At 41.7% G+C, this 20,164-nt stretch carries 16 protein-coding genes; 6 read left to right on the top strand and 10 right to left on the bottom strand.

What is annotated here, in order from left to right:
- Positions 1-3: 3 nt before the first annotated feature.
- The 5 genes from pulA to TI10_RS13380 all read right to left on the bottom strand — a co-directional run bounded on the left by pulA (position 4) and on the right by TI10_RS13380 (position 6,717).
- Positions 4-3,276 carry a pullulanase-type alpha-1,6-glucosidase gene (gene pulA, locus TI10_RS13395; protein WP_074524895.1) on the bottom strand — a complete coding sequence of 1,091 codons (3,273 nt, stop codon included), beginning with the start codon at positions 3,274-3,276 and terminating at the stop codon, positions 4-6.
- A 369-nt stretch (positions 3,277-3,645) separates the two neighbouring features.
- On the bottom strand, positions 3,646-3,792 hold the full coding sequence (locus TI10_RS26660; RefSeq protein WP_367889016.1) for a hypothetical protein: 147 nt from the start codon (positions 3,790-3,792) through the stop codon (positions 3,646-3,648).
- Between the two features lie 362 nt (positions 3,793-4,154).
- Complete coding sequence (locus TI10_RS13390) at positions 4,155-4,646, bottom strand: GlcG/HbpS family heme-binding protein (protein WP_049583859.1); 492 nt, start codon at positions 4,644-4,646, stop codon at positions 4,155-4,157.
- Between the two features lie 107 nt (positions 4,647-4,753).
- Positions 4,754-5,380 carry a response regulator transcription factor gene (locus TI10_RS13385; protein ID WP_049583858.1) on the bottom strand — a complete coding sequence of 209 codons (627 nt, stop codon included), beginning with the start codon at positions 5,378-5,380 and terminating at the stop codon, positions 4,754-4,756.
- Positions 5,380-6,717 carry a sensor histidine kinase gene (locus TI10_RS13380; RefSeq protein WP_074524894.1) on the bottom strand — a complete coding sequence of 446 codons (1,338 nt, stop codon included), beginning with the start codon at positions 6,715-6,717 and terminating at the stop codon, positions 5,380-5,382. The genes TI10_RS13385 and TI10_RS13380 overlap by 1 nt, the downstream gene beginning before the upstream one ends.
- A gap of 730 nt (positions 6,718-7,447) precedes the next feature.
- Between TI10_RS13380 and TI10_RS13375 the strand changes: the two genes are divergently transcribed.
- Positions 7,448-8,143, top strand: coding sequence for a pirin family protein (locus TI10_RS13375; RefSeq protein ID WP_049583856.1), 696 nt, complete (start codon positions 7,448-7,450; stop codon positions 8,141-8,143).
- 47 nt (positions 8,144-8,190) lie between these two features.
- Here the strand turns inward: TI10_RS13375 and pckA are convergent, their stop codons facing one another.
- The 4 genes from pckA to TI10_RS13355 form a co-directional block, all read right to left on the bottom strand.
- Complete coding sequence (pckA, locus tag TI10_RS13370) at positions 8,191-9,810, bottom strand: phosphoenolpyruvate carboxykinase (ATP) (RefSeq protein WP_049583855.1); 1,620 nt, start codon at positions 9,808-9,810, stop codon at positions 8,191-8,193.
- Between the two features lie 215 nt (positions 9,811-10,025).
- On the bottom strand, positions 10,026-10,898 hold the full coding sequence (hslO, locus tag TI10_RS13365; protein ID WP_049583854.1) for an Hsp33 family molecular chaperone HslO: 873 nt from the start codon (positions 10,896-10,898) through the stop codon (positions 10,026-10,028).
- Positions 10,899-10,921: 23 nt separating this feature from the next.
- Entirely contained in the window at positions 10,922-11,338 is a 417-nt protein-coding gene (hslR, locus tag TI10_RS13360) for a ribosome-associated heat shock protein Hsp15 (RefSeq protein ID WP_049583853.1), read from the bottom strand.
- A gap of 57 nt (positions 11,339-11,395) precedes the next feature.
- Positions 11,396-13,510 (bottom strand): intracellular growth attenuator family protein, encoded by a 2,115-nt coding sequence (locus TI10_RS13355; protein WP_049583851.1) that lies wholly within the window; start codon positions 13,508-13,510, stop codon positions 11,396-11,398.
- A gap of 350 nt (positions 13,511-13,860) precedes the next feature.
- Here TI10_RS13355 and nudE point away from each other — a divergent pair, with 350 nt between their 5' ends.
- Positions 13,861-14,409, top strand: a complete 549-nt coding sequence (gene nudE / locus TI10_RS13350) for an ADP compounds hydrolase NudE (protein WP_049583850.1) — start codon at positions 13,861-13,863, stop codon at positions 14,407-14,409.
- A 42-nt stretch (positions 14,410-14,451) separates the two neighbouring features.
- Here the strand turns inward: nudE and mrcA are convergent, their stop codons facing one another.
- Positions 14,452-16,980, bottom strand: coding sequence for a peptidoglycan glycosyltransferase/peptidoglycan DD-transpeptidase MrcA (gene mrcA / locus TI10_RS13345; RefSeq protein WP_049583848.1), 2,529 nt, complete (start codon positions 16,978-16,980; stop codon positions 14,452-14,454).
- A 119-nt stretch (positions 16,981-17,099) separates the two neighbouring features.
- Here mrcA and pilM point away from each other — a divergent pair, with 119 nt between their 5' ends.
- From pilM to pilQ, 4 genes are read left to right on the top strand one after another with little or no spacing between them, the layout of a single operon-like run.
- On the top strand, positions 17,100-17,930 hold the full coding sequence (gene pilM / locus TI10_RS13340; RefSeq protein WP_049583847.1) for a pilus assembly protein PilM: 831 nt from the start codon (positions 17,100-17,102) through the stop codon (positions 17,928-17,930).
- A 2-nt stretch (positions 17,931-17,932) separates the two neighbouring features.
- The gene (locus tag TI10_RS13335; protein WP_049583846.1) at positions 17,933-18,484 is read left to right on the top strand and encodes a PilN domain-containing protein; all 552 of its coding nucleotides are present in this window, start codon (positions 17,933-17,935) and stop codon (positions 18,482-18,484) included.
- Complete coding sequence (locus TI10_RS13330) at positions 18,471-19,016, top strand: hypothetical protein (protein ID WP_049583844.1); 546 nt, start codon at positions 18,471-18,473, stop codon at positions 19,014-19,016. Before TI10_RS13335 ends, TI10_RS13330 begins: the two co-directional genes overlap by 14 nt.
- Positions 19,009-20,043 carry a type IV pilus secretin PilQ gene (gene pilQ / locus TI10_RS13325; RefSeq protein WP_049583843.1) on the top strand — a complete coding sequence of 345 codons (1,035 nt, stop codon included), beginning with the start codon at positions 19,009-19,011 and terminating at the stop codon, positions 20,041-20,043. The genes TI10_RS13330 and pilQ overlap by 8 nt, the downstream gene beginning before the upstream one ends.
- Positions 20,044-20,164 lie beyond the last annotated feature (121 nt).

Here is a 20,164-nt window from a genome sequence, read left to right as displayed (position 1 = left end):
GCGTTACTTTCTACGGACAGGCAAACCAATACCGCGCTTCCCATCCTGCGGCAAAACCAGCACCGCTACCGACCAAGCCGGCAGCGTGACCGTGCCATCTTTCGCGATTCTGGTACCCGCCGCCAGAGAAATGCTACCTAGCTCTCTCTGAATTTCATTCAACTTCAACCCTCTGACGTTAAGATCTCTTACCGTGGCAGGATGTGGAGCCGCATTAATTACCACCACTAGGCCGTCAAATCGCGAATCACGGTCATCGCCCGTTGTATTACCGTCATCTATGGTCATCACCAGCAATCCAAGTTGCTGATGCGGCCCAACGTTACGAAAATCAACACGTTGTTTAACCGATACACCATCACCAAGAGTCATCAGTGGTGAAAATTGACGCAAACGCAACAATTCCTGATAAAAAGCCGTCATCTGTAATAATTCAGTCTGGCCCGGTTTATCTACCACATTTTTCACTTTTTCAATCAATGCATAATTTTCGCCATCAACACGCTGATCCGGCATACCAACATCATAGTTGTTATCCTGATAGGTGTAGCTAACACGGTTAAACCAATCGCCGGAATTATAGGAATCGCGAGTAAAAGATTTTGAACGTAGTAGCTCCGATCCATGTTGAGCAAAAGCCAATCCTTGTCCAAGGAATGTCGTGGCGAGGGATATCGCCTGCATACGAACTCGTGTTGCCAGATTCGCCTCACGTGCAGCTTTGTAGCTGATTATGTCCCACAGCGTTTGGTTATCGTGCTTAGAGACATAATTGATCACCTCAATTGGATCAGCGGCATAACCGGCTATAGCGCCTTTGTAGTCAATTTCCCGACCCGTTTTTACTGCCCCATCTTTATTGATCATCACAAAATCAGCCAAATTGCCCGCCATGCCAAGACGTACCAGATCCGCCAGATGACGTGCCTCATTAGTATCTGACCAAGCCATTTCGTTCGGTAATGTTCCTGCGCCGTTGCCTATCCCCTGGTTAATACGAATAGTGTCAGCGGAATCAAACGGCCCGCCACCTTGTACCGCGTCGCGCAGTCGATCAGAGAAAGTACCAATTCCAGTACCTTTAAGATTAATCTGTGAAGCAATCTCGAAACGGTCACCCTGCCCGGAATTCCAACCTTCACCGAAAAAGTAGACCGATGGATTAATCCTACGTACTTTTGCTAGTGCCGATAAAATCTGAGCCTTAGGATGGTAGCCCATTAAATCAAATCGAAACGCGTCGATTTTATAGCCCTTAACCCAAGTCACCAACGAGTCTTCAATGAGTTTAGCGAACATGCGGTGCTCTGGAGCCGTATCGTGACAACAGGTGTTAGATTCAACACTACCCGTGATCTCATTCAAACGATGGTAATACCAAGGCACTACCTTATCCAATACCGAGGATCGGTGCGTCGGCCCGGCGGCGTTGGTATGGTTATACGCCACGTCCATGATCACATTCATCCCCAATTGCTGCTTGATGGCCTGAATCATGGCGCGAAACTCTTTTATACGTACCGAACCTTCCGCATCAGTGGCATAAGAACCTTCTGGTACCGAATAATGAAACGGATCGTAGCCCCAGTTGTAGGAGTCGGTTTCTGCAATCATTGCATTCAGCTCTTGTACCTGCGGGTTATTGGCTCTGTCACCACGCTGTAATTTCTGCAATACTTCACCCACAGTCTGTGAACTACTGCAATAATGAGCGAAACGGCTATTTCTCACCTTTGGGTTGACTTGGCACAAACGACTAAACGGGTGATTCAGATCAGCCACTTCATTGCTGAATTCATTAATAGAAGCGACATCGAATACCGGCAACAACTCCATATGAGTAACCCCTGCCTGGCTCAATGCCTTAAGGTGTTTGAACATATCGCTGTTGTCAGCAGTGAGAGCGAGATACTTACCGCGCCAAGTTTCTGGTACCGTGCCATCTGCAACGGAGAGATCGCGAACATGAGCTTCATATATGGTCATACGCGCAATATCTGCCGGTGTATTTTGCGAACGCGGCATGAGCAGGCTATCCCAATTTTGTGGTTTTAGCGCCTCATCATCCAAATTGATGACTTGACTGTACTCCGAATTGGTGGACAAGCTGTAGGAATAGGGATCAGTAACCTCGTAGTGCTCCACATTACGGGAATATGGATGATATACCGTTAAAGCATAACGGTAGTAAGCGCCAACCAGATCTTTATCACCTTGCCATGACCAGGAACCACTAGCAGGATCACGATTCATTACATGATTGGCGATGACCTGTTTATTTGCATCATAGATAACCACCCCAACATGCTGAGCAGTAGGCGCCCACAAGCGGAAGGTAACACCAGTATCGCTAACCAGCACACCATATTCCAATGTCTCAGCAGCGTTAGCGAAGCGGTCATCCAACACACCAGCCGTTTGTACTTGAGTAGCCGACAATAGCAAGCCAGTTTCATTGGTCGCCAATGCCACCAATTCACCGGTAAGCAATGTATCGACATCAGTGTCCTCTGGCAGGCGGAACGCTGTTAATTTCTTCAAGTGCGGGAATCGCTCAGCCGTCTTCTGGCTCAGAGTCGTCGGTGTTAACGCCAGATAGCTATCGGTGAAATTTCCTTCATCATTAGCTTCCACCTTGCCATTCCGATTGTAATATAAGCGGACATGGGGCTTATCCGCTCCACCCGACCACAACAAAGTCTGGTTATCGACCCAATGTGCCGAAGCCTGAGAAATACCAAATACGGAATTAAAGGCTGCCGCACGACTGCCGTAAATTTGAGGATTGCCGGGTATCACCGAGATGGTACGGTTACTGAAATCGGAGAAGGAAATTTTCAGGTCACTGTCGACCAATTTATTGTTGTTACCATCACGCACGATAAAATTGATACAGCCCTCATTTTTATTTAACGGCACGACCCAGTAAGGCCCATAATTATCGCTGCCAGTGGGAGTTGCACTGGTGTCGTTCCAGCTTGATGAAGGGGAAGCCAAGGCATCACAATTTTTATCGTTCCATAAGTAGAGGGTGTTGGTACTGTAATCACGGTTTGTGGTTGGGTTTTGACTTAACTTAGCAATGTCCACCAAGTGGATCACTGCCTGAAAATTGCCGGCAACAGCAGCTTCACTGGGTACTTTATTAGGGATATGCGCCATCGGTTCCTCCGGGGGTTCGGGTAAAGAACTATTGTTATCACAGCTTGCCAGTAGTAAAACGAATGTACTGCTTAATAGGGCCAGGTAAGCCCTTTTCCAGAAGGGAGCTACCATAATCAGACCTTTTTAATAGAAATAAATCGTCGCCGATATTATTGTTAATAAAATAGGAATGAAATATTAAATAATGTCTCAGATGAGTCAGCATCCTCCTAGTTTTGATACTAAGAGGGAGGAGGAGTTAGGAGGAGAGACTTTTTCGTGATATTGCGCACGATAATAATGTAATAATCTTTTATTACATAAGCTCAGTGTGAGTTTATTTGTATTATTCCATTAGGTACAGATTAAAATGACGTCAAATATAGTCATTGTCATTTTCATATATTTTCACAAACTTTATTGTTTCTGCAAAAAAGTATTTTTCGGGATGCAGGATTATTAATTCATTCCTTACCTCCTAATCCTGCGTTTTTTCTTGCATTAGATATAAGTGTAACTTGTTACAGAACCCGCACCTGTGTAAAAACGTAAAGCTTGATCATTACGACCAAAACAATAGCCTAAAATAAGATTATAATCGGGAGAATTAATATAAGATTGCATATCTTGATATGTAGAATTTCTTATAATTCATAACCGTAATGCAATAGAGTTTCATAAACAACTTAAATGACAGAATATAAACCATAGAGATAACGACATTATAGTGTTATAAAATGACAATTCAGAAACATATCTTTAAATCTAACTAAATTTAAATAATAGAAAATCAAATAAATAAAACCCTCCAAATAGCCTATTCCAATTATTTTAAAATGAAAGGCAATAACTTCAATCCAGTTATTGCCTTTGTAAAAAGTACGATAATAAAAGATATTAAATCTAAATTCTACACTCCTAATATCAATATAACGAATATCGCAATTATGAACAGAAATAAAGAATTAATTCATCATTATTACCCCTACATACATTATAAATCATTATGATTAAGATAACTCTGATGAAATTTTCTGAATCGCATCAAAAGCACACTGTTGGTCTAAAGAACCACTCGGTGCGCCGCCAATACCAATTGCGCCAATCACTTCATCACCAGATTTAACTGGAACACCACCACCAAGTAATAGGAAGCCTGGAATATCCCCTAAATATTGAGCACCAAGATTTGATTGTGCGGTTTTCATGACGTCCTCTGACGTTCTCTGGGTAGATAACGCGGTATAAGCTTTCATTTTGCTCGCCTCAACGGTATGCAACCCAGCTTTATCCATACGCTGAACCGCTTTCAAAACCCCACTTTTATCAATAACAGAAACCGCCACGTTATAATTATTCGATTTACAAGACTGAATTGCTTCAGAAGCTAATTTATTTGCTATCTCAAGGGTAATATTACGTTCGGTAATTAGTGATGAAGCAAAAGCAGATTGAGCGAATAAACCTGCGGCCAGAACAGTATAGAAAAGAGAGTGTTTCATAGGTAAACCTCATTAAGTTTAAGTTGATGAATTATCCTGTTCTAACTTAATGAGGTTTATCGGCTATAGCTATTCGGTCAATTACTTATTCAACTCAGTAGAAATACTTAGTCATAAGATAATGACTTAAATAATTCATACTCTTTGACTAACTGCGGTAAAGAATGTATATCCAATTTATGAAATATATTAGCACGATGAACCTCAATAGTACGTGGTGATAACGATAACTGTTGAGCTGTTTGTTTGCTGGTTTTACCTTCTAAAATAATTTTCATCACCTCCCTTTCGCGTTCAGATAACTGGTTGAATTTCGTTTTCAATTGTTCATATATCTGATGTTGCTTAAATACTTTTTGATGAAATAATAATGCACTTGAAACCGTTTCAATTAATAAATCCGCATCAATAGGTTTGGTTAAAAACTCAAAAGCGCCATTTTTAAAAGCTCGACGGCAAAGATCAATATTTCCGTGTCCGGTCATGATAATGACCGGTAATGTACTATTGAGTTTCAATAGATCGGCCTGCAATGCCAATCCAGGTTTTCCCGGCATACGAATGTCCAATAAAATACATCCCTGAAGCGCTGCGATATTCTTACTACCAATTTCATCAAGAAATTCTTGCGCACCAGGAAATGAATTTACCTGCCAATTCATTGTTTCTAATAACATAGATAATGAGTCACGGATCGCTTCATCATCATCAATAAGATAAATCACTGCCGCCATTATTTCTCCTTACCTTTATTAGTTGGTAACCAAATAATAAAACGCGCTCCCCCTGTTTCACAATTTTCAGCATGAATATCACCACCAAGTTTATGAATTAATGTTTCTGTTAACGTCATTCCCAATCCCATACCTTGTTGGCGTGTTGTGAAGAATGGAATAAACACGTTTTTTAAAGCTTCATCACTTAATCCAGGGCCACCATCTGTTATCGTGATTCTTATCATTTCATTAATATAGTTAATATCGATACAGATCCAACTTTGATATTCTGACCGACCTTGCTCTTGCTGTGCCTGAATGGCATTACTGATTAAATTATGAAATATCTGCTCAATCCACAACGGCTCAGCAGATATCATTGGCAGTTCATCAAAAATATGCTTTATTATCTTGATCTTACTGGCCTTAATTTCATTTTCGAGCAATACTTCAACTCGACCTAATATCGCTTGAATATTCACAGGTTGTAAAATAATACTACCAGCCGTCAGTTTTTGACGGTATTGCGTTAATAAGTTTGCAATGCGTTGAGTTTGCAAAATCGATGAATCCAGTATTGGCGTCACTTTATCATATTGCTGCTTTTTCATTAACCTCAACGCGGTTTGGTTATAACTCATAATCGCCGTCAAAGGCTGATTTAATTCATGAACAACACCGGTTGCCACTTCATCCATTGTATTTAAGCGGGTAAATTCAAAGAAATGTGCTCGTAAATCAGAAATTTTCCTCAATCTTTTATTCTTCTGAATTAAAAAGATAAAACAGATAATTACTGCCCATAAAAAACTCAGACAAGCAATATAGCCCCACGGAAGTCTAAGCCATTGTTGATCGTTACCCACTTTAAGCACAAAAGGCTGAAAACGATTAGCTAACTTTTTCTCCCAGTTCCAAAAATAGTGCTCTTTCTCCACCCCATACGTAATCAATGGGCGATTATTCCAATCCAGTTGTATCATTCTAAATTGTGACAATAATGATAAATCTTTCATCAGGATATTAAGATCTATTAATAACCGGATACTACTGCGTTTACTATTAAGCCAATATCTTCCTTCATCCTCTTCACTAATTATAGGGAATATTAATACATTCATTGGCATCTCTTGTAATCCGACGATTTGCGGAAAATTTTCCTGTAGCTGATCTAATCCGATATTAGTATCCGTTAGCGATACAATTGCGTCATGTTGCGCCAGCTTTTCACTCAGCTCTCGATAAAGAATATTAAATGAAACTGTTTGTTGTTGATAATTCTGATTTAGTGAATGATTAATCATTCCCCAAACGGTCAAGCCTGTTAACACAATCCACGCCAAAAAATGCCACATATAATTACCTGAAAAGATATCTTTCATGACGTTAAAAATACAGTCAGAATATATAAAGGAAACGGCTTATTAGAGTAAAAAAGTTTAGAACGAGTTGAATTTTAGAGAACATTTGGCATTGAGCAGCATATTAAAATTCATTATAACGTAATTATTTCACCAAAACATTTCTTAAAATAAATAGTTGGCTATGGTAAATACAATTCCAACCCTAGCTTATTTTATCCAAGCATGTTTCAGCTCTTAATCAAATTATTTCGACCAATAAACTCCTGCTAAGGGTTTACGGTAATCCTGCCAAGGCTCTTAATCTCATGTCAAATTTACTGAACAATCTAAGGTGATTACCTAACAAATCGACTCGGCAAAATAATTTTCTTTCCCTTAAGCATCACACCGACGCATATAAAAATATCAATATTTATCAATCACTTGATTGAAAACTTCACCATTATTCTATATTTGACCAGAAAAAACACTTTACAATCGATAGTGATAATTATTATCATTCGTACCGCTTTCAGATGAACTGCCTTCAGGGTACAGATGAAAGCACGACATTGCTCACATTGCTTCCAGTGTTTACTTTAGCCAGCCGGGTGCTGGCTTCTTTTTATTAATTAATCCAATTATCAATTATTCAAAATATTTGAATAATTAAGTCAGATTTTTAAGCTTTAATGCTATCTCTTCTCAATTAGACTGTAAAAACTATTGAGGAGATTTGAATATGATCCACTTACGCAAAGCATCAGATCGCGGCCATGCCAATCATGGCTGGTTAACTAGCTGGCATACCTTCTCATTTGCCAGCTATTACGATACTAATTTTATGAATTTCTCAGCTTTAAGAGTTATTAATGAAGATTTCGTCAAAGCAGGTCAAGGTTTTGGTACCCATCCGCATGAGGATATGGAAATACTGACCTATATCCTTTCCGGCGCCATTGAACATCAGGATAGTATAGGAAATAAGGAACGGATACCTGCTGGTGAATTCCAAATTATGAGCGCAGGTACCGGCATTCGCCATTCAGAATACAATCCGAACAGTGATTGCCAATTGCATCTGTATCAGATTTGGATCATCCCAAGTAAAACAGGTTTAACGCCGCGCTATGAACAACGTCGTTTTGATGATGTACAAGGCCGCCAATTGGTGCTCTCACCTGATGCCCGGGATGGTTCACTGAGAGTATTTCAGGATATGACTTTATGGCGTTGGGTACTTAAAGATCACGAAACCGCCGAATATGTTGCAGAAAAAGGCCGTTATATTTGGATACAAGTCATTCGTGGCGAAGTGATGGTTAATGGCGTCAAAGCCACCACCAGCGATGGTCTGGCTATCCGGGATGAAGTCAATATTCAACTTAGCGCCAGCCGTGATAGTGAAATACTGTTGTTTGACCTTCCTCCAACATAAATATCAAATAAGCCTCACCCCAACGGATGAGGCTAAAGAATTCACAATTACAGTTTAGGACCCGCTTTCACTAAAGCTTCCCCCGCCGGGGTATCAGTATATTTATCAAAGTTATCGACAAAACGATGAGCCAAATCTTTCGCCTTCTCTTCCCATTGAGATTTATCTGCATAAGTCTTACGTGGATCAAGAATGTCGGTATTAACACCCGGCAACGCTGTCGGAACCGCCAGATCAAAAATAGGTAATGTAATGGTATCAGCTTCTTCAATATCACCATTGAGAATGGCATCAATGATCCCACGGGTATCCTTAATCGAGATTCGTTTACCCGTACCATTCCAACCCGTATTCACCAGATAAGCCTTAGCACCTGCCGCCTGCATACGTTTTACCAATACTTCCGCGTATTGGGTTGGATGCAAAGTCAGGAATGCAGCACCAAAACAAGCAGAAAATGTAGGTGTCGGTTCAGTCACACCTCGTTCGGTACCAGCCAATTTTGCAGTAAAACCAGATAGGAAGTGATATTGAGTCTGTTCGGGTGTCAAGCGAGATACTGGAGGTAACACACCGAATGCGTCCGCAGTCAGGAAGATGACCTTAGTTGCATGACCCGCTTTAGAAACCGGCTTAACAATATTTTCAATATGGTAGATAGGATAGGAAACACGAGTGTTTTCAGTTTTTGAGCCATCATTGAAATCAACCGCGCCATCTGTCAGTACAGTAACATTTTCCAGCAACGCATCACGTTTAATCGCATTGTAGATATCAGGTTCCGCCTCTTTGGACAGATTGATGGTTTTCGCGTAGCAACCACCTTCAAAGTTGAAGACGCCGTCATCATCCCAACCGTGCTCATCATCACCAATCAGCTTACGTTTTGGATCAGTAGAAAGTGTGGTTTTACCTGTGCCAGACAAGCCGAAGAAGACCGCAACGTCCCCTTTCTCACCCACGTTGGCAGAACAGTGCATCGAAGCAATACCTTTCAGCGGCAACAGGTAGTTCATCATAGAGAACATCCCTTTCTTCATTTCGCCGCCGTACCAAGTACCACCAATAAGCTGCATACGTTCTGTCAGGTTAAACGCAACAAAGTTTTCAGAGTTCAAACCCTGCTCTTGCCATTGCGGGTTGGTGCATTTTGCACCGTTCATCACAATAAAATCTGGTTTGAACTCCGCCAACTCTTCATCCGACGGACGGATAAACATGTTTTTAACAAAATGAGCCTGCCACGCAACTTCTGTGATAAAGCGGACTTTCAATCGTGTATCTGCATTAGCGCCACAGAAAGCATCAACCACAAACAAACGTTTGCCTGAAAGCTGTTTAGTTACCAAGCCTTTCAAGTATGTCCATGTTTCCTGCTGTAATGGCTTGTTATCATTTTTACCTTTTCCCTGATCAGCCCACCATACGGTGTCACGGGTGACATCATCACGAACAATGTACTTATCTTTGGGAGAACGACCCGTGAAGATCCCCGTATCGACAGCCACAGCCCCCAGGTTGGTCAGAGTGCCACTCTCGCAGCCTTCGAGTGAAGGTTTGGTTTCTTCTGAAAATAACAACTCATAGCTTGGATTATAAATAACTTCATTAACATCATGGATTCCATAGTCCGCGAGTTCCTGCGGGGTAATACCTTTAACACTCATGTTTATTGCTCCTGGGTAGTCACGCTTTTTCTGTGAGCAATAATAAATAGTTATGATTAATTAACAGCGATAGTTATCAAAAAATTGAAAACCCACTATTTTTTTAAGTTTAATCTGGGGCCAAAGGCACAAAAGCAGTTTTGAATATTATGGATATTGATAGAAAGGCGCGAATCCGCGCCTTAAGAGGTGAGAAAATTTGTTTAGATAGAATATCAATGGAGCTGGTTCTTTTTTTCCGCTCTAATTGCAGCCAGATCATCAGCATCAAAAATATAGTGCGTACCGCAATATTCACACGCCATATCAATGTTGCCATCTTTCTGCAAAATATGATTAACATCCTCATCGGAAAGTGTGACTAATGTGTCAGCACAACGTTGGCGCGAACAAGTACAACGAAATTCGACCGCTTGCGGCTCATATAATATGACATCCTCCTCATGATAAAGGCGGTGCAAGATCTCCTTAACTTCCAATGAAAATAACTCTTCACCTTTAATGGTCGCAGTCAATTGCGCCAGATGATCAAAAGCTTCTGCACTACCTTGTTCCGCTGTTGGCAAAATCTGTAACAACATACCACCAGCCGCAACGCTTCCATCTTGAATACCAGTACGGATAAATAAACGAGTTGGTAGCTGTTCAGACTGTCTGAAATAATCGTCAAGGCAATCCGCCAGTGTTTCACCTTCCAGTGCAACCACGCCCTGATAACGCTCACCATGAGTCGGCGTAATGGTAATAACCATATAGCCTGTGCCAACCATCTGCTTCAGGCTGCTATTTTCAGGGATGAATCCATCAATACGAGCGACACCACGCATTTGTTGCTGATGATTACCATTAATCACTGCCAGTTTGACCGGACCATCTCCCTGAATCTGAACCGTAATATCACCATCAAATTTCAGTGTTGCCGTTAATAGACTGGTTGCTACCAACAGTTCTCCTAATAATTGCTGTACCGGCTGCGGGTAATCATGATTTTCCAAAATATGCTGGTAAGTTTCACTGGCTAAAACCAGCTCACCACGTACAGAATAATTCTCAAATAAAAAGCGGTGTAATTGGTCTTGTTTAAACATAAAAGATCTCTCATTCGAGCAGGTTATTCCTGCCCACTTAATTTGGTGTTTTTAAACTTAATCAGCGTACGTCTTTCTTTTTTATCCGGTCGGCGATCAGGATGAGGCATAGTTAATGCATTCATTTTTCGAGCAATTGCCATTTTTTCCCGGTTAGCAATACTCGCTTCCGTTTCCTGGTAAAGTTGTTGCGCCTCCGGCGCACCGCGCCGATGATTGCTTAGTGCAAGAACTTCAACTATACGTTCATCATTACCCTGACGCAGTTTAATTTCAGCCCCGGGTTCAACCAATTTACTCGGTTTACTCCTTTGACCATTATAGTGAACTTTACCGCCGTCTATCATTTCCCGTGCAATAGCCCGTGTTTTATAAAAACGGGCCGCCCACAGCCACTTATCCAAACGGACAGCTTGATCGGAGTCTGAATTATCCTTCATTTTTCCTCTCACTATCAGCTTTGGCAAATAACGCAAAGCCTAACATACCACTATCGATTATCGCCAACGCGTAGGCGGAAAAAGTGTATTAAAACAGTTATCGTAATATTGCTTGATTTTGTTTAGACGTTGTTTGTTCTGCCGATTTTTCTTAACAACCAGCATAAAATTAATGAGTAAGGTCGTAAAAAGAACCAAGAATAAAACAGTGGTACCAATACAACGAGCAAGCGTCATGGAATCCAATTCATTATGTAACACAATCCGGCGGGTTCCATGACTATCTACGGACAATTCCGTGATAATTCCCGTTGTCTCAAAGGGTGTTTGCAATACCATATCCGATAATCGCTGTAACTCACGCCATTGTTCTAACGCACTATGGTCATAAGAGATAATAGTCGGCGTTATATATTCAACCAATTGCTTGCCTTCATCACTGATAAGCAGAACGCCGCCAGGAGAAGGGCTATTAAGCAACATTGCGACTTTATCTATTTCCCGGTAGATAAATGATGATGTCGTTGCATCAACCAACTTTCCCAAAGCTTCAGCGCCTGCCGGACGCAATAAAACATGAGTGTCATCTAATTTGCCACTTTCTGCATTCTTTAGCAAAGTTAGCCAATCATTAGCGCTACCCAAGTTAACCAAAGCATTTTTCAAGCGTAAACAGTCTGTTTCTTTTTCACATAATTCTTTAGTTTTCAATATAATATCAGGGAAATTATCCAATAAGATCATACCAGATTTGACAACCTCCCGAGCAAGGTCTGGATTTATTACGTTGTCATTTTCCTGTAAACGTAATTGTTTATTAACAGTTGCAATCAGTCTAGCTGCATGTTCTATAATTTCTGATTCTGGTATTGGCAGTGGATTAACTCTATTCCAATATATTCCCGAACAATCGAATGGAGAAAAATAGGTGTTGCCTTTACCGTTCATATTGTTTGGCGGCATATAACACATACCAACCCCTTTTGCTTTCAGGATATCCCCAACTCGTAATTCTATCCCTTCCATCATACTAGCGTCAGTGACAACTTTTGTGCTGCTGCCACGTAACCAGGCAAAACTGAGTTTCATCGGTACACTAACCGGATGATAAAAATAGAGCAGCAGCATAATAAGCAAGCTGCTAACAATCATCATGAGATTTTTCCCATAACGACGATAAGGGTAATTTTTTTCTTCATCATGCAAAGAAAGATAATGCCCTTGCCTGACTACCTGTCCGTTACTGTAAATATCAATATCGGTTTTTTGATCAAGATAGTGAACAACATAGGGCTCCCAATGAGGAGGATAAATCAAATCAATTCCACCAAGTGAAATATTACTCATTTGCCCTCGCTCAAATTCGCCAAATAATCCCCATCGCTTTGGTATACCGGTAAAACAGTGAATATCCTGACGCCTGCATATTGAGAGTGGACAAAATAGCGGCCAAAAACTGACAACGACTAAACTGCCTGCAATCAACATCAGCCACGGCAAAAACAGTGTTGGCGCAAGTAATGCAAGAAACCAAACGAAAAATCCAAAACACAAAAATCCCCCCTCCCAAAGACCCGATGAATGATTCAACCGATATTCTTCCAATGTCTCTTTGCGGATATTTTGTAATTTTACGCTGGTTTCACCATTTTTTTGGATCGATGCCTGTTGATGAGATACATCTGAAATTACTGGAGCAGAAGGAAAATCCTGTTGAAAATCTTTCAGAAAGTGACCATTAATCGAGATAACAAGTGGTATTGTCGCGGTGTGAACAACATCAATAACATTCTGCTGTTTAATAAAAGGCTCAAGGAAAAAAGGCAAATGAACTTCTGCCATATCAATATAATAACGCCAGCTATGTAGTTCATCTGAGGCAACAGAAAAGCGGGTAATGGAATGACAGATAGTATAAACCATATCATTTTTACCCATCAGAATTGGCCAACTTGTTTTATTAATACGGTCTGTTACAACTGGCAGCAACACTCGACTCAAATAACATTCAATAGCCTGATGCTCATCAGCATTAAGTTTACGATAGGTTGGCGCAGCAACAGAAGGCAGATAACAGGCGTTATCATGTAGCTTCCATCTGAAAATCAGAAAGGAAGTCATGACAATCAGGCTAATTATCAAGATAGCCAATATAACGACTGTTACGCTCATTTTATCCCCATACCCATGACAATCTTGCTATTGCTGTCTGCAAATTAGCAACTACACGTTAAGTTCTGAATTAGGTTATTTCTATTTATTTTTTAATTTATTTTACAATGAGTTATATAATCACTCATTAAACTATCTACAACATAGATCTATTTCCAAACAGGATAAAGATAGCAGTAACAACAATAACCAGCGATAATCACTATCATTTATCAAAATAATCGGCCATATTTAGTCAAGCTATGGAGTGTACCTAATTTCATCATAAAATCTAAGGTTAATGAAATAATTTATGACGTAATAATACACAGGCACTCAACTCAACCCATATTAAACCATCAGGGGCAATTATGAATGACCTGAAAAACCCTAAAATCCTAAACATAGAGGACATTGCCCATTCACGTTTATTTCATATTCAGTCAGTTGATCTCGAATTCAGTAACGGTGTAAAACGCGTTTATGAACGGATGCGTCCGGTCAATCGGGAAGCTGTTCTGATAATCCCGGTCATTGGGGATGAATTATTGCTTATTCGTGAGTATGCAGTCGGCATTGAGCAATACGAATTGGGCTTTCCTAAAGGCGCGATCGACCCCGGGGAAAGTATCTTTGAAGCCGCTAACCGTGAATTAAAAGAAGAAGTCAGTTTTGGCGCCAGAAAAATAGAACAATTAGCCAAACTCACTATGGCCCCATCCTATTTTTCTAACAAAATGAACATTGTTATTGCTGAAAATCTCTATCCAGAAAGCCTGGAAGGAGATGAACCTGAACCATTACCACAAATACGTTGGCCTATAGCAGATATGATGTCATTACTGGATCACTCTGATTTCAACGAAGCGCGTAATGTCTGCGCCCTGTTTCTGGCACAAAAATACTTAAAGCACCGTTGAAGTTCACAGGCACAACCGCGCTTCGTTGTGCCTGTTTGTTCATCAGAATAATTCCTGACTTTCACCATTCTCAATTAAAGTTGTGCCCACTTCCTGCACCGCACTCTCGGTAGGTTGAGTTCCATCAATGAAGTATTCACTGCGGGTATCCCCGCCTCCGCCAGCAAGTTTGCCTGTCTTACGATCTATTACGACAGAAACAATCCCCGGAGGCGGTGTGACTTCTTTTTCAGGAACCCCTTCCAAAGCGATTTTCATAAAGTCATCCCAAATTGGCTGCGCACTCTTAGCACCCGCCTCGCCACCACTGGCTGCTGTACGACCAAGGCTTCTACGGTGGTCATCAAAACCAATCCAAACCGTCGTGACAATATCCGGCCCATAACCAGAGAACCAGGCATCTTTTGAACTATTAGTTGTTCCAGTTTTGCCGCCAATATCACGACGTTTCAGATCGCGCGAGGCGCGCCAACCCGTACCAGACCAACCCGGCTCACCAAAAATATTGCTATTCAAAGCATCATGGATCAAAAATGCCAATTGAGTACTGATAACATGAGGAGCATATTCTTGCGCATCTTCACGGCTATCAATTACCGGTACTCTTTCCAATTCAGGCAACGGCAATATCTCTTGCTGGCTAACATGAGATTGAGCAACATTCTCAATCGAGTTTTCAGAAAGCTCGATTGAACGTACCGTATCTCCATAAATTACTGGAATATCGCACTGCGGACATGCAATTTTCGGTTTAGCCTCAAATAGAATATCGCCATCTTCGTTTTCAATCTTAGTAATAAAGTAAGGATCGATCAGATAGCCGCCATTGGACATGACCGAATATCCACGTACCATTTGCATTGGTGTGAATGATGGCGATCCCAAAGCCAGAGATTCCGTCCGTACTATATTTTGTGCCGGGAAACCAAACCGTTGCAGGTAATCAGCGGCATAATCGACCCCCATTGCTCGCATTGCTCGCACCATCACGACGTTCTTCGATTGCCCTAATCCCTGACGCAAACGGATTGGTCCAACATAAGTCGGTGGTGAGTTTTTCGGACGCCAGTCAGTACCGGCTCCAGCATCCCAACGGCTGATTGGCAAGTCATTGAGTAATGAAGCCAATGTCAGCCCTTTATCCATCGCTGCGGTATAGAGAAATGGTTTAATATTGGAACCAATCTGGCGTAATGACTGAGTGACACGGTTAAATTTACTCAAGTTGAAATCAAACCCACCAACTAACGCCTTTACAGCACCATCATTCGGATCAATAGAGACCAAAGCAGCATTAACATCCGGCATTTGCGCCAACCACCAAATATCCTTTACTTTCCGAACCCAAACCTGCTCGCCAACTTGCACCACTTCATTCACACTACGAGGAACCGCCCCCTGTGCACTATCAGATTTGAACTTTCTGGCCCAACGGACACCCGCCATTGGCAATTCCGCACTACTGCCATCAGGCAACATCACTATCGCCTGATCAGTACCGGCTCTGGTCACCACAGCCGGTATTAATGGCCCATAATTTGGCAAAGTCTTAAGCTTCTTGGCAATCTGTTCCCGATCCCAGGCAGGTTCGCCCACTTTCCACAAAACTTCCTGCGCGCCACGGTAGCCATGACGCACATCATAATCAATGATGTTATTACGCACCGCATCCACGGCAGCCAACTGAAGTTTACGGGTAATTGTGGTGTAAACTTTATAACCGTCGGTATAAGCATTTTCACCATAACGCTCAATCATCTCCTGACGCACCATCTCGGACAAATAGGGCGCAGAGAAAGCAATTTGGGGCGCATGGTAATTAGCGACCAACTTTTCACTTCTAGCTTGATTATATTGCTGTTGAGTAATATAGCCCTCATTGAGCATACGGCTCAGAACCACATTCCGGCGGTTAACCGCCCGACTATACGAATACAGCGGGTTAAACGTAGAAGGCGCCTTTGGCAAGCCGGCAATCATCGCTATTTCACTCAGTGTCAACTCATTAACATTCTTACCAAAATAGACTTGAGCCGCAGCCCCGACACCATAAGCCCGGTAACCAAGGTAAATTTTATTAAGATAGAGTTCGAGGATTTCATCCTTATTCAGCAATTGCTCAATCCTGATAGCCAGAAAGACTTCCTTAATTTTACGCATCAACGTCTTCTCTGGGGTGAGAAAGAAATTTCTCGCCAGTTGCTGGGTAATGGTGCTCGCCCCTTGTGATGCATGGCCTGAACTCATTGCGACAGATGCTGCCCGGATAATCCCTACCGGGTCAACGCCGTGATGCTCATAAAAACGACTGTCCTCCGTTGCAATAAATGCCTTCACCATAATCGGTGGAATTTCGGACAGCTTAAGAGGCATACGGCGTTTTTCACCATATTGGGCAATCAGCTCGCCATCTGCACTGAACACCTGCATTGGTGTCTGTAATCGAACATCCTTTAATGTCGCCACATCAGGTAACTGAGGCTCGATATATTTGTACATACCAAAAATCGAGGCCGTTCCCAGAAAAATGCAACTCACGACAAAGACTAGAAAATACTTTACGAACTTCACCTGAAATTTCCCATGCCACGTTAGTCGGGTGGTTTATAAACAATCGGCGCGTAGTATAAAGGTTACACAGCACCTTGAATATGGTCTTTTATTAAAATTACTGATATGGAGATCGATATATGTATTCACCAAAATGGTATGTCGGATTGGACATCCAAAATGGCGCCCTTCGCGCCGTCGCAGCTATAAAACGCCGAGATGGCTGGCAGCTTCGCCACTGCTGGCAATATCTTTTATCCGATACGGTTATGCCGGAAGGCCGTCTGCAACGACCAGAAATACTATGTGATATTTTAAATCAATGGCGCCAAGAATTACCTAAAAAAATCAGTTTCAGACTCGCCCTACCTGTACAACAAACATTGCAAAAGAGTCTGACTTTGCCCCCAGATATCAATCTTAAAGAACCGGAACAAGGCTGGTTTATCAACGCTAGCGCCGAGAAACAATTTCCCTTTAATACCCGAGAACTGGCGCTGGATTACCGTATTATTGAACAAAACGCCTACATCAGCGCCGCTCGCCAGAAAGATCTCAACCTCTGGCTACAATGTCTTGCACAAGCAGGAATAATTCCAGACGCCATTGATATTGCCCCCTGTGCCCTACGCTATATAGCGCAATATGCCGGCGTTCCCGCTGATAGTTGGCTGTTACACAGGCAACAATCTGGTTGGCTATGGGTATCTCCTGCCAATGCCCCCTTCGCTTATGATCTGGTATCAACGAATACGGCAGCATCTCCACAGCAGATTATCCGTCAATTATCTGCCTCATCTATGGCTGAACAGCCTGTTTATTACAGTAGCTGCCAACAAGAAGCCCTACCTGAAGGAACTTACTCTTGGGATATGTTGGCAGCATTTCGTCATTATCAACCACCACTGCCAGTTCAACTGATGGAATATGTGATAGCCGGTGGTTTAGCACTCAGACCGGATGATAAGTAACGATGTATCAGGTTAATTTTCTGCCTTGGCGACAAACCCGGCTAAGACATCGTTATCGTTGGTGGGCGACTCTTCTCTTATTGCAATTGATATTGTGGCTGACAGTGCTCGTCTGGATGTTATTAAAACAACAGGAAGCGATTAACCAGTATCAAAGGCAATTACAACAACTCAACCAGCAACAATTACATTGGCAACAACAGATAACTCAGACAGAGGAGGCGATCAATCTTCACAACACACTGACCTATAAATCAAAACAACAACAAACGTGGCTGAAACAGAACCAGCAACATTGGCAATTATTTAATGAATTACCTGAATTACTACCAGAAGGAAGTTGGTTAACCGCTTTCGATGATCAGGCAGGTCAATTAAAACTGGTTGCTAATAGTCTGGATTATTCCAGCATGACGTCTCTGCTGGATAATCTTGAAAACAACAGGCAATTGTCTGAAATTCAACTAAAAAAGATGACCACCACCGAACAACAAATCAGGCAGTTTGTTATTGACGCTAACTGGCGGACGGAAATATCCAATGATAAAAAGTGACTATCTATGGTGGTTTGCCAAACCAACCTGGCTGCTCTTTATCTGGCAGCAAGCTATCATCATGCCATTTCTGATTCTGTTTTATCTTTTCTTCTGGCAAGAAAAAGCTGAACAGAGAAGTAGCCTGACACAAAAAATAGCAGATCAACAAATCAATACAAAAGCAGCCCATGAACGACTAAATCAGCTACCGCTATTGGAAGATATACAACAACACATCAACCAAATAGAAAATGAACTCAGTAAGCCGCGACAAAATGCAGTAAAAATTACCGCAATAAAACAACTACAACAGCCATTGATAAATTCTGGCGCTCAACTTCTTGAGTGGCAACGTAAAAAAGAAGGGGAAAAAACGCTCTGGCAAATCACAATTTATTTGAACTACGAACAGATGCTGAATTTTCTTGAGGCGTTACAAGCGTTATATCCACCGCTGCTGATTAAACAGCTTTCCATTTCGCCATCAGGTGAATTCCTAAACGTCAAAATCACCCTGTCAGAAACCTCACATGAGGAACTTTATGACTAAAAAATTTATTCTGTTTATCCTTTTTCTGCCCGCTATTGTTGTTGCAGAGATAAGAAATCCTTTTGCTCCCCCGATGATAGAGACAGAAGAACAATCGGTTGAGTTATTTGATCAATCAGTCAATGAGACCGAAATTCAATCTCTCTCAACCGTATTACAGTATGCAGACGCAGAAAGAATTACTGTGAATCTCAGGCAAAACAGACCCGCATTAATAACAAAAGAGGGAAAAGTTGATTTTGATCCTGAAACTAATAGTCTGATTTTACAGGATACCCCTATCGCCATCGCACAGATAAAAAGCTGGCTGAAAGAGATAGATACACCACAGCAACAAGTACAGATTACGGCACATATCGTGACCAGCAGCAGAGAAGCATTACATGAACTCGGTATTTATTGGGGCATGCCGATAGGAGAGCCAATTAATGCAACAACTGGTCTAAACCGCCTTAATATCAACCAAGCAGCCAACGATAATATGCATCGATTTTCGTTCAATATTGCCCGTATTCACACCAGTTTGCTGGAAATGGAACTCAGCGCCTTAGAACAAGAAAACCAACTGGATATTATCGCCAGCCCAAGACTAACCGCCTCACATCAACAGTTAGCCAGCATCAAGCAAGGCTCTGATATTCCCTACGTCAGCCAAGAAAAAGAGAAAAGTACCGTGCAATTTAAAGAAGCCGTACTCGGAATGGAAGTTACCCCTCATATACTGAGAAAAAACAAAATCAGGCTCTCTCTGAAAATCAGCCAAAACATGCCAGGGATCTCAATAAGTCAAGGAGGAGGTGAGAATTTAACCATCGACAAACAGGAAATAATAACTCAAGTTACTGTAAAGAATGGTGAAACACTTATTCTCGGTGGCATTTTTCAACAGAAAAAAGGCGAGCAAACTCAGAAGGTGCCTTATCTATCAGACATCCCATTGCTCGGTTCACTATTTAACCAAAAAGGCCATAAACATAGCCGACGTGAGTTAGTCATATTCATTACGCCTCAACTGATGGATATTTAGCCGAAAATAAAAATATAACCTTTATATCAGTAAGTTGGATATAAAAAGCTTAACTATTCCGTATGATGATGCGCAGATTTTTCCAACTAATCCTGTTTATAGATTTGACGCTGAGTCCGAT

The organism is Photorhabdus luminescens subsp. luminescens, assembly GCF_001083805.1.
GTDB lineage: Bacteria > Pseudomonadota > Gammaproteobacteria > Enterobacterales > Enterobacteriaceae > Photorhabdus > Photorhabdus luminescens.
The sequence above is the reverse complement of the archived record's forward strand: the minus strand, read 5'-3'. Positions and strand labels throughout refer to the sequence as shown.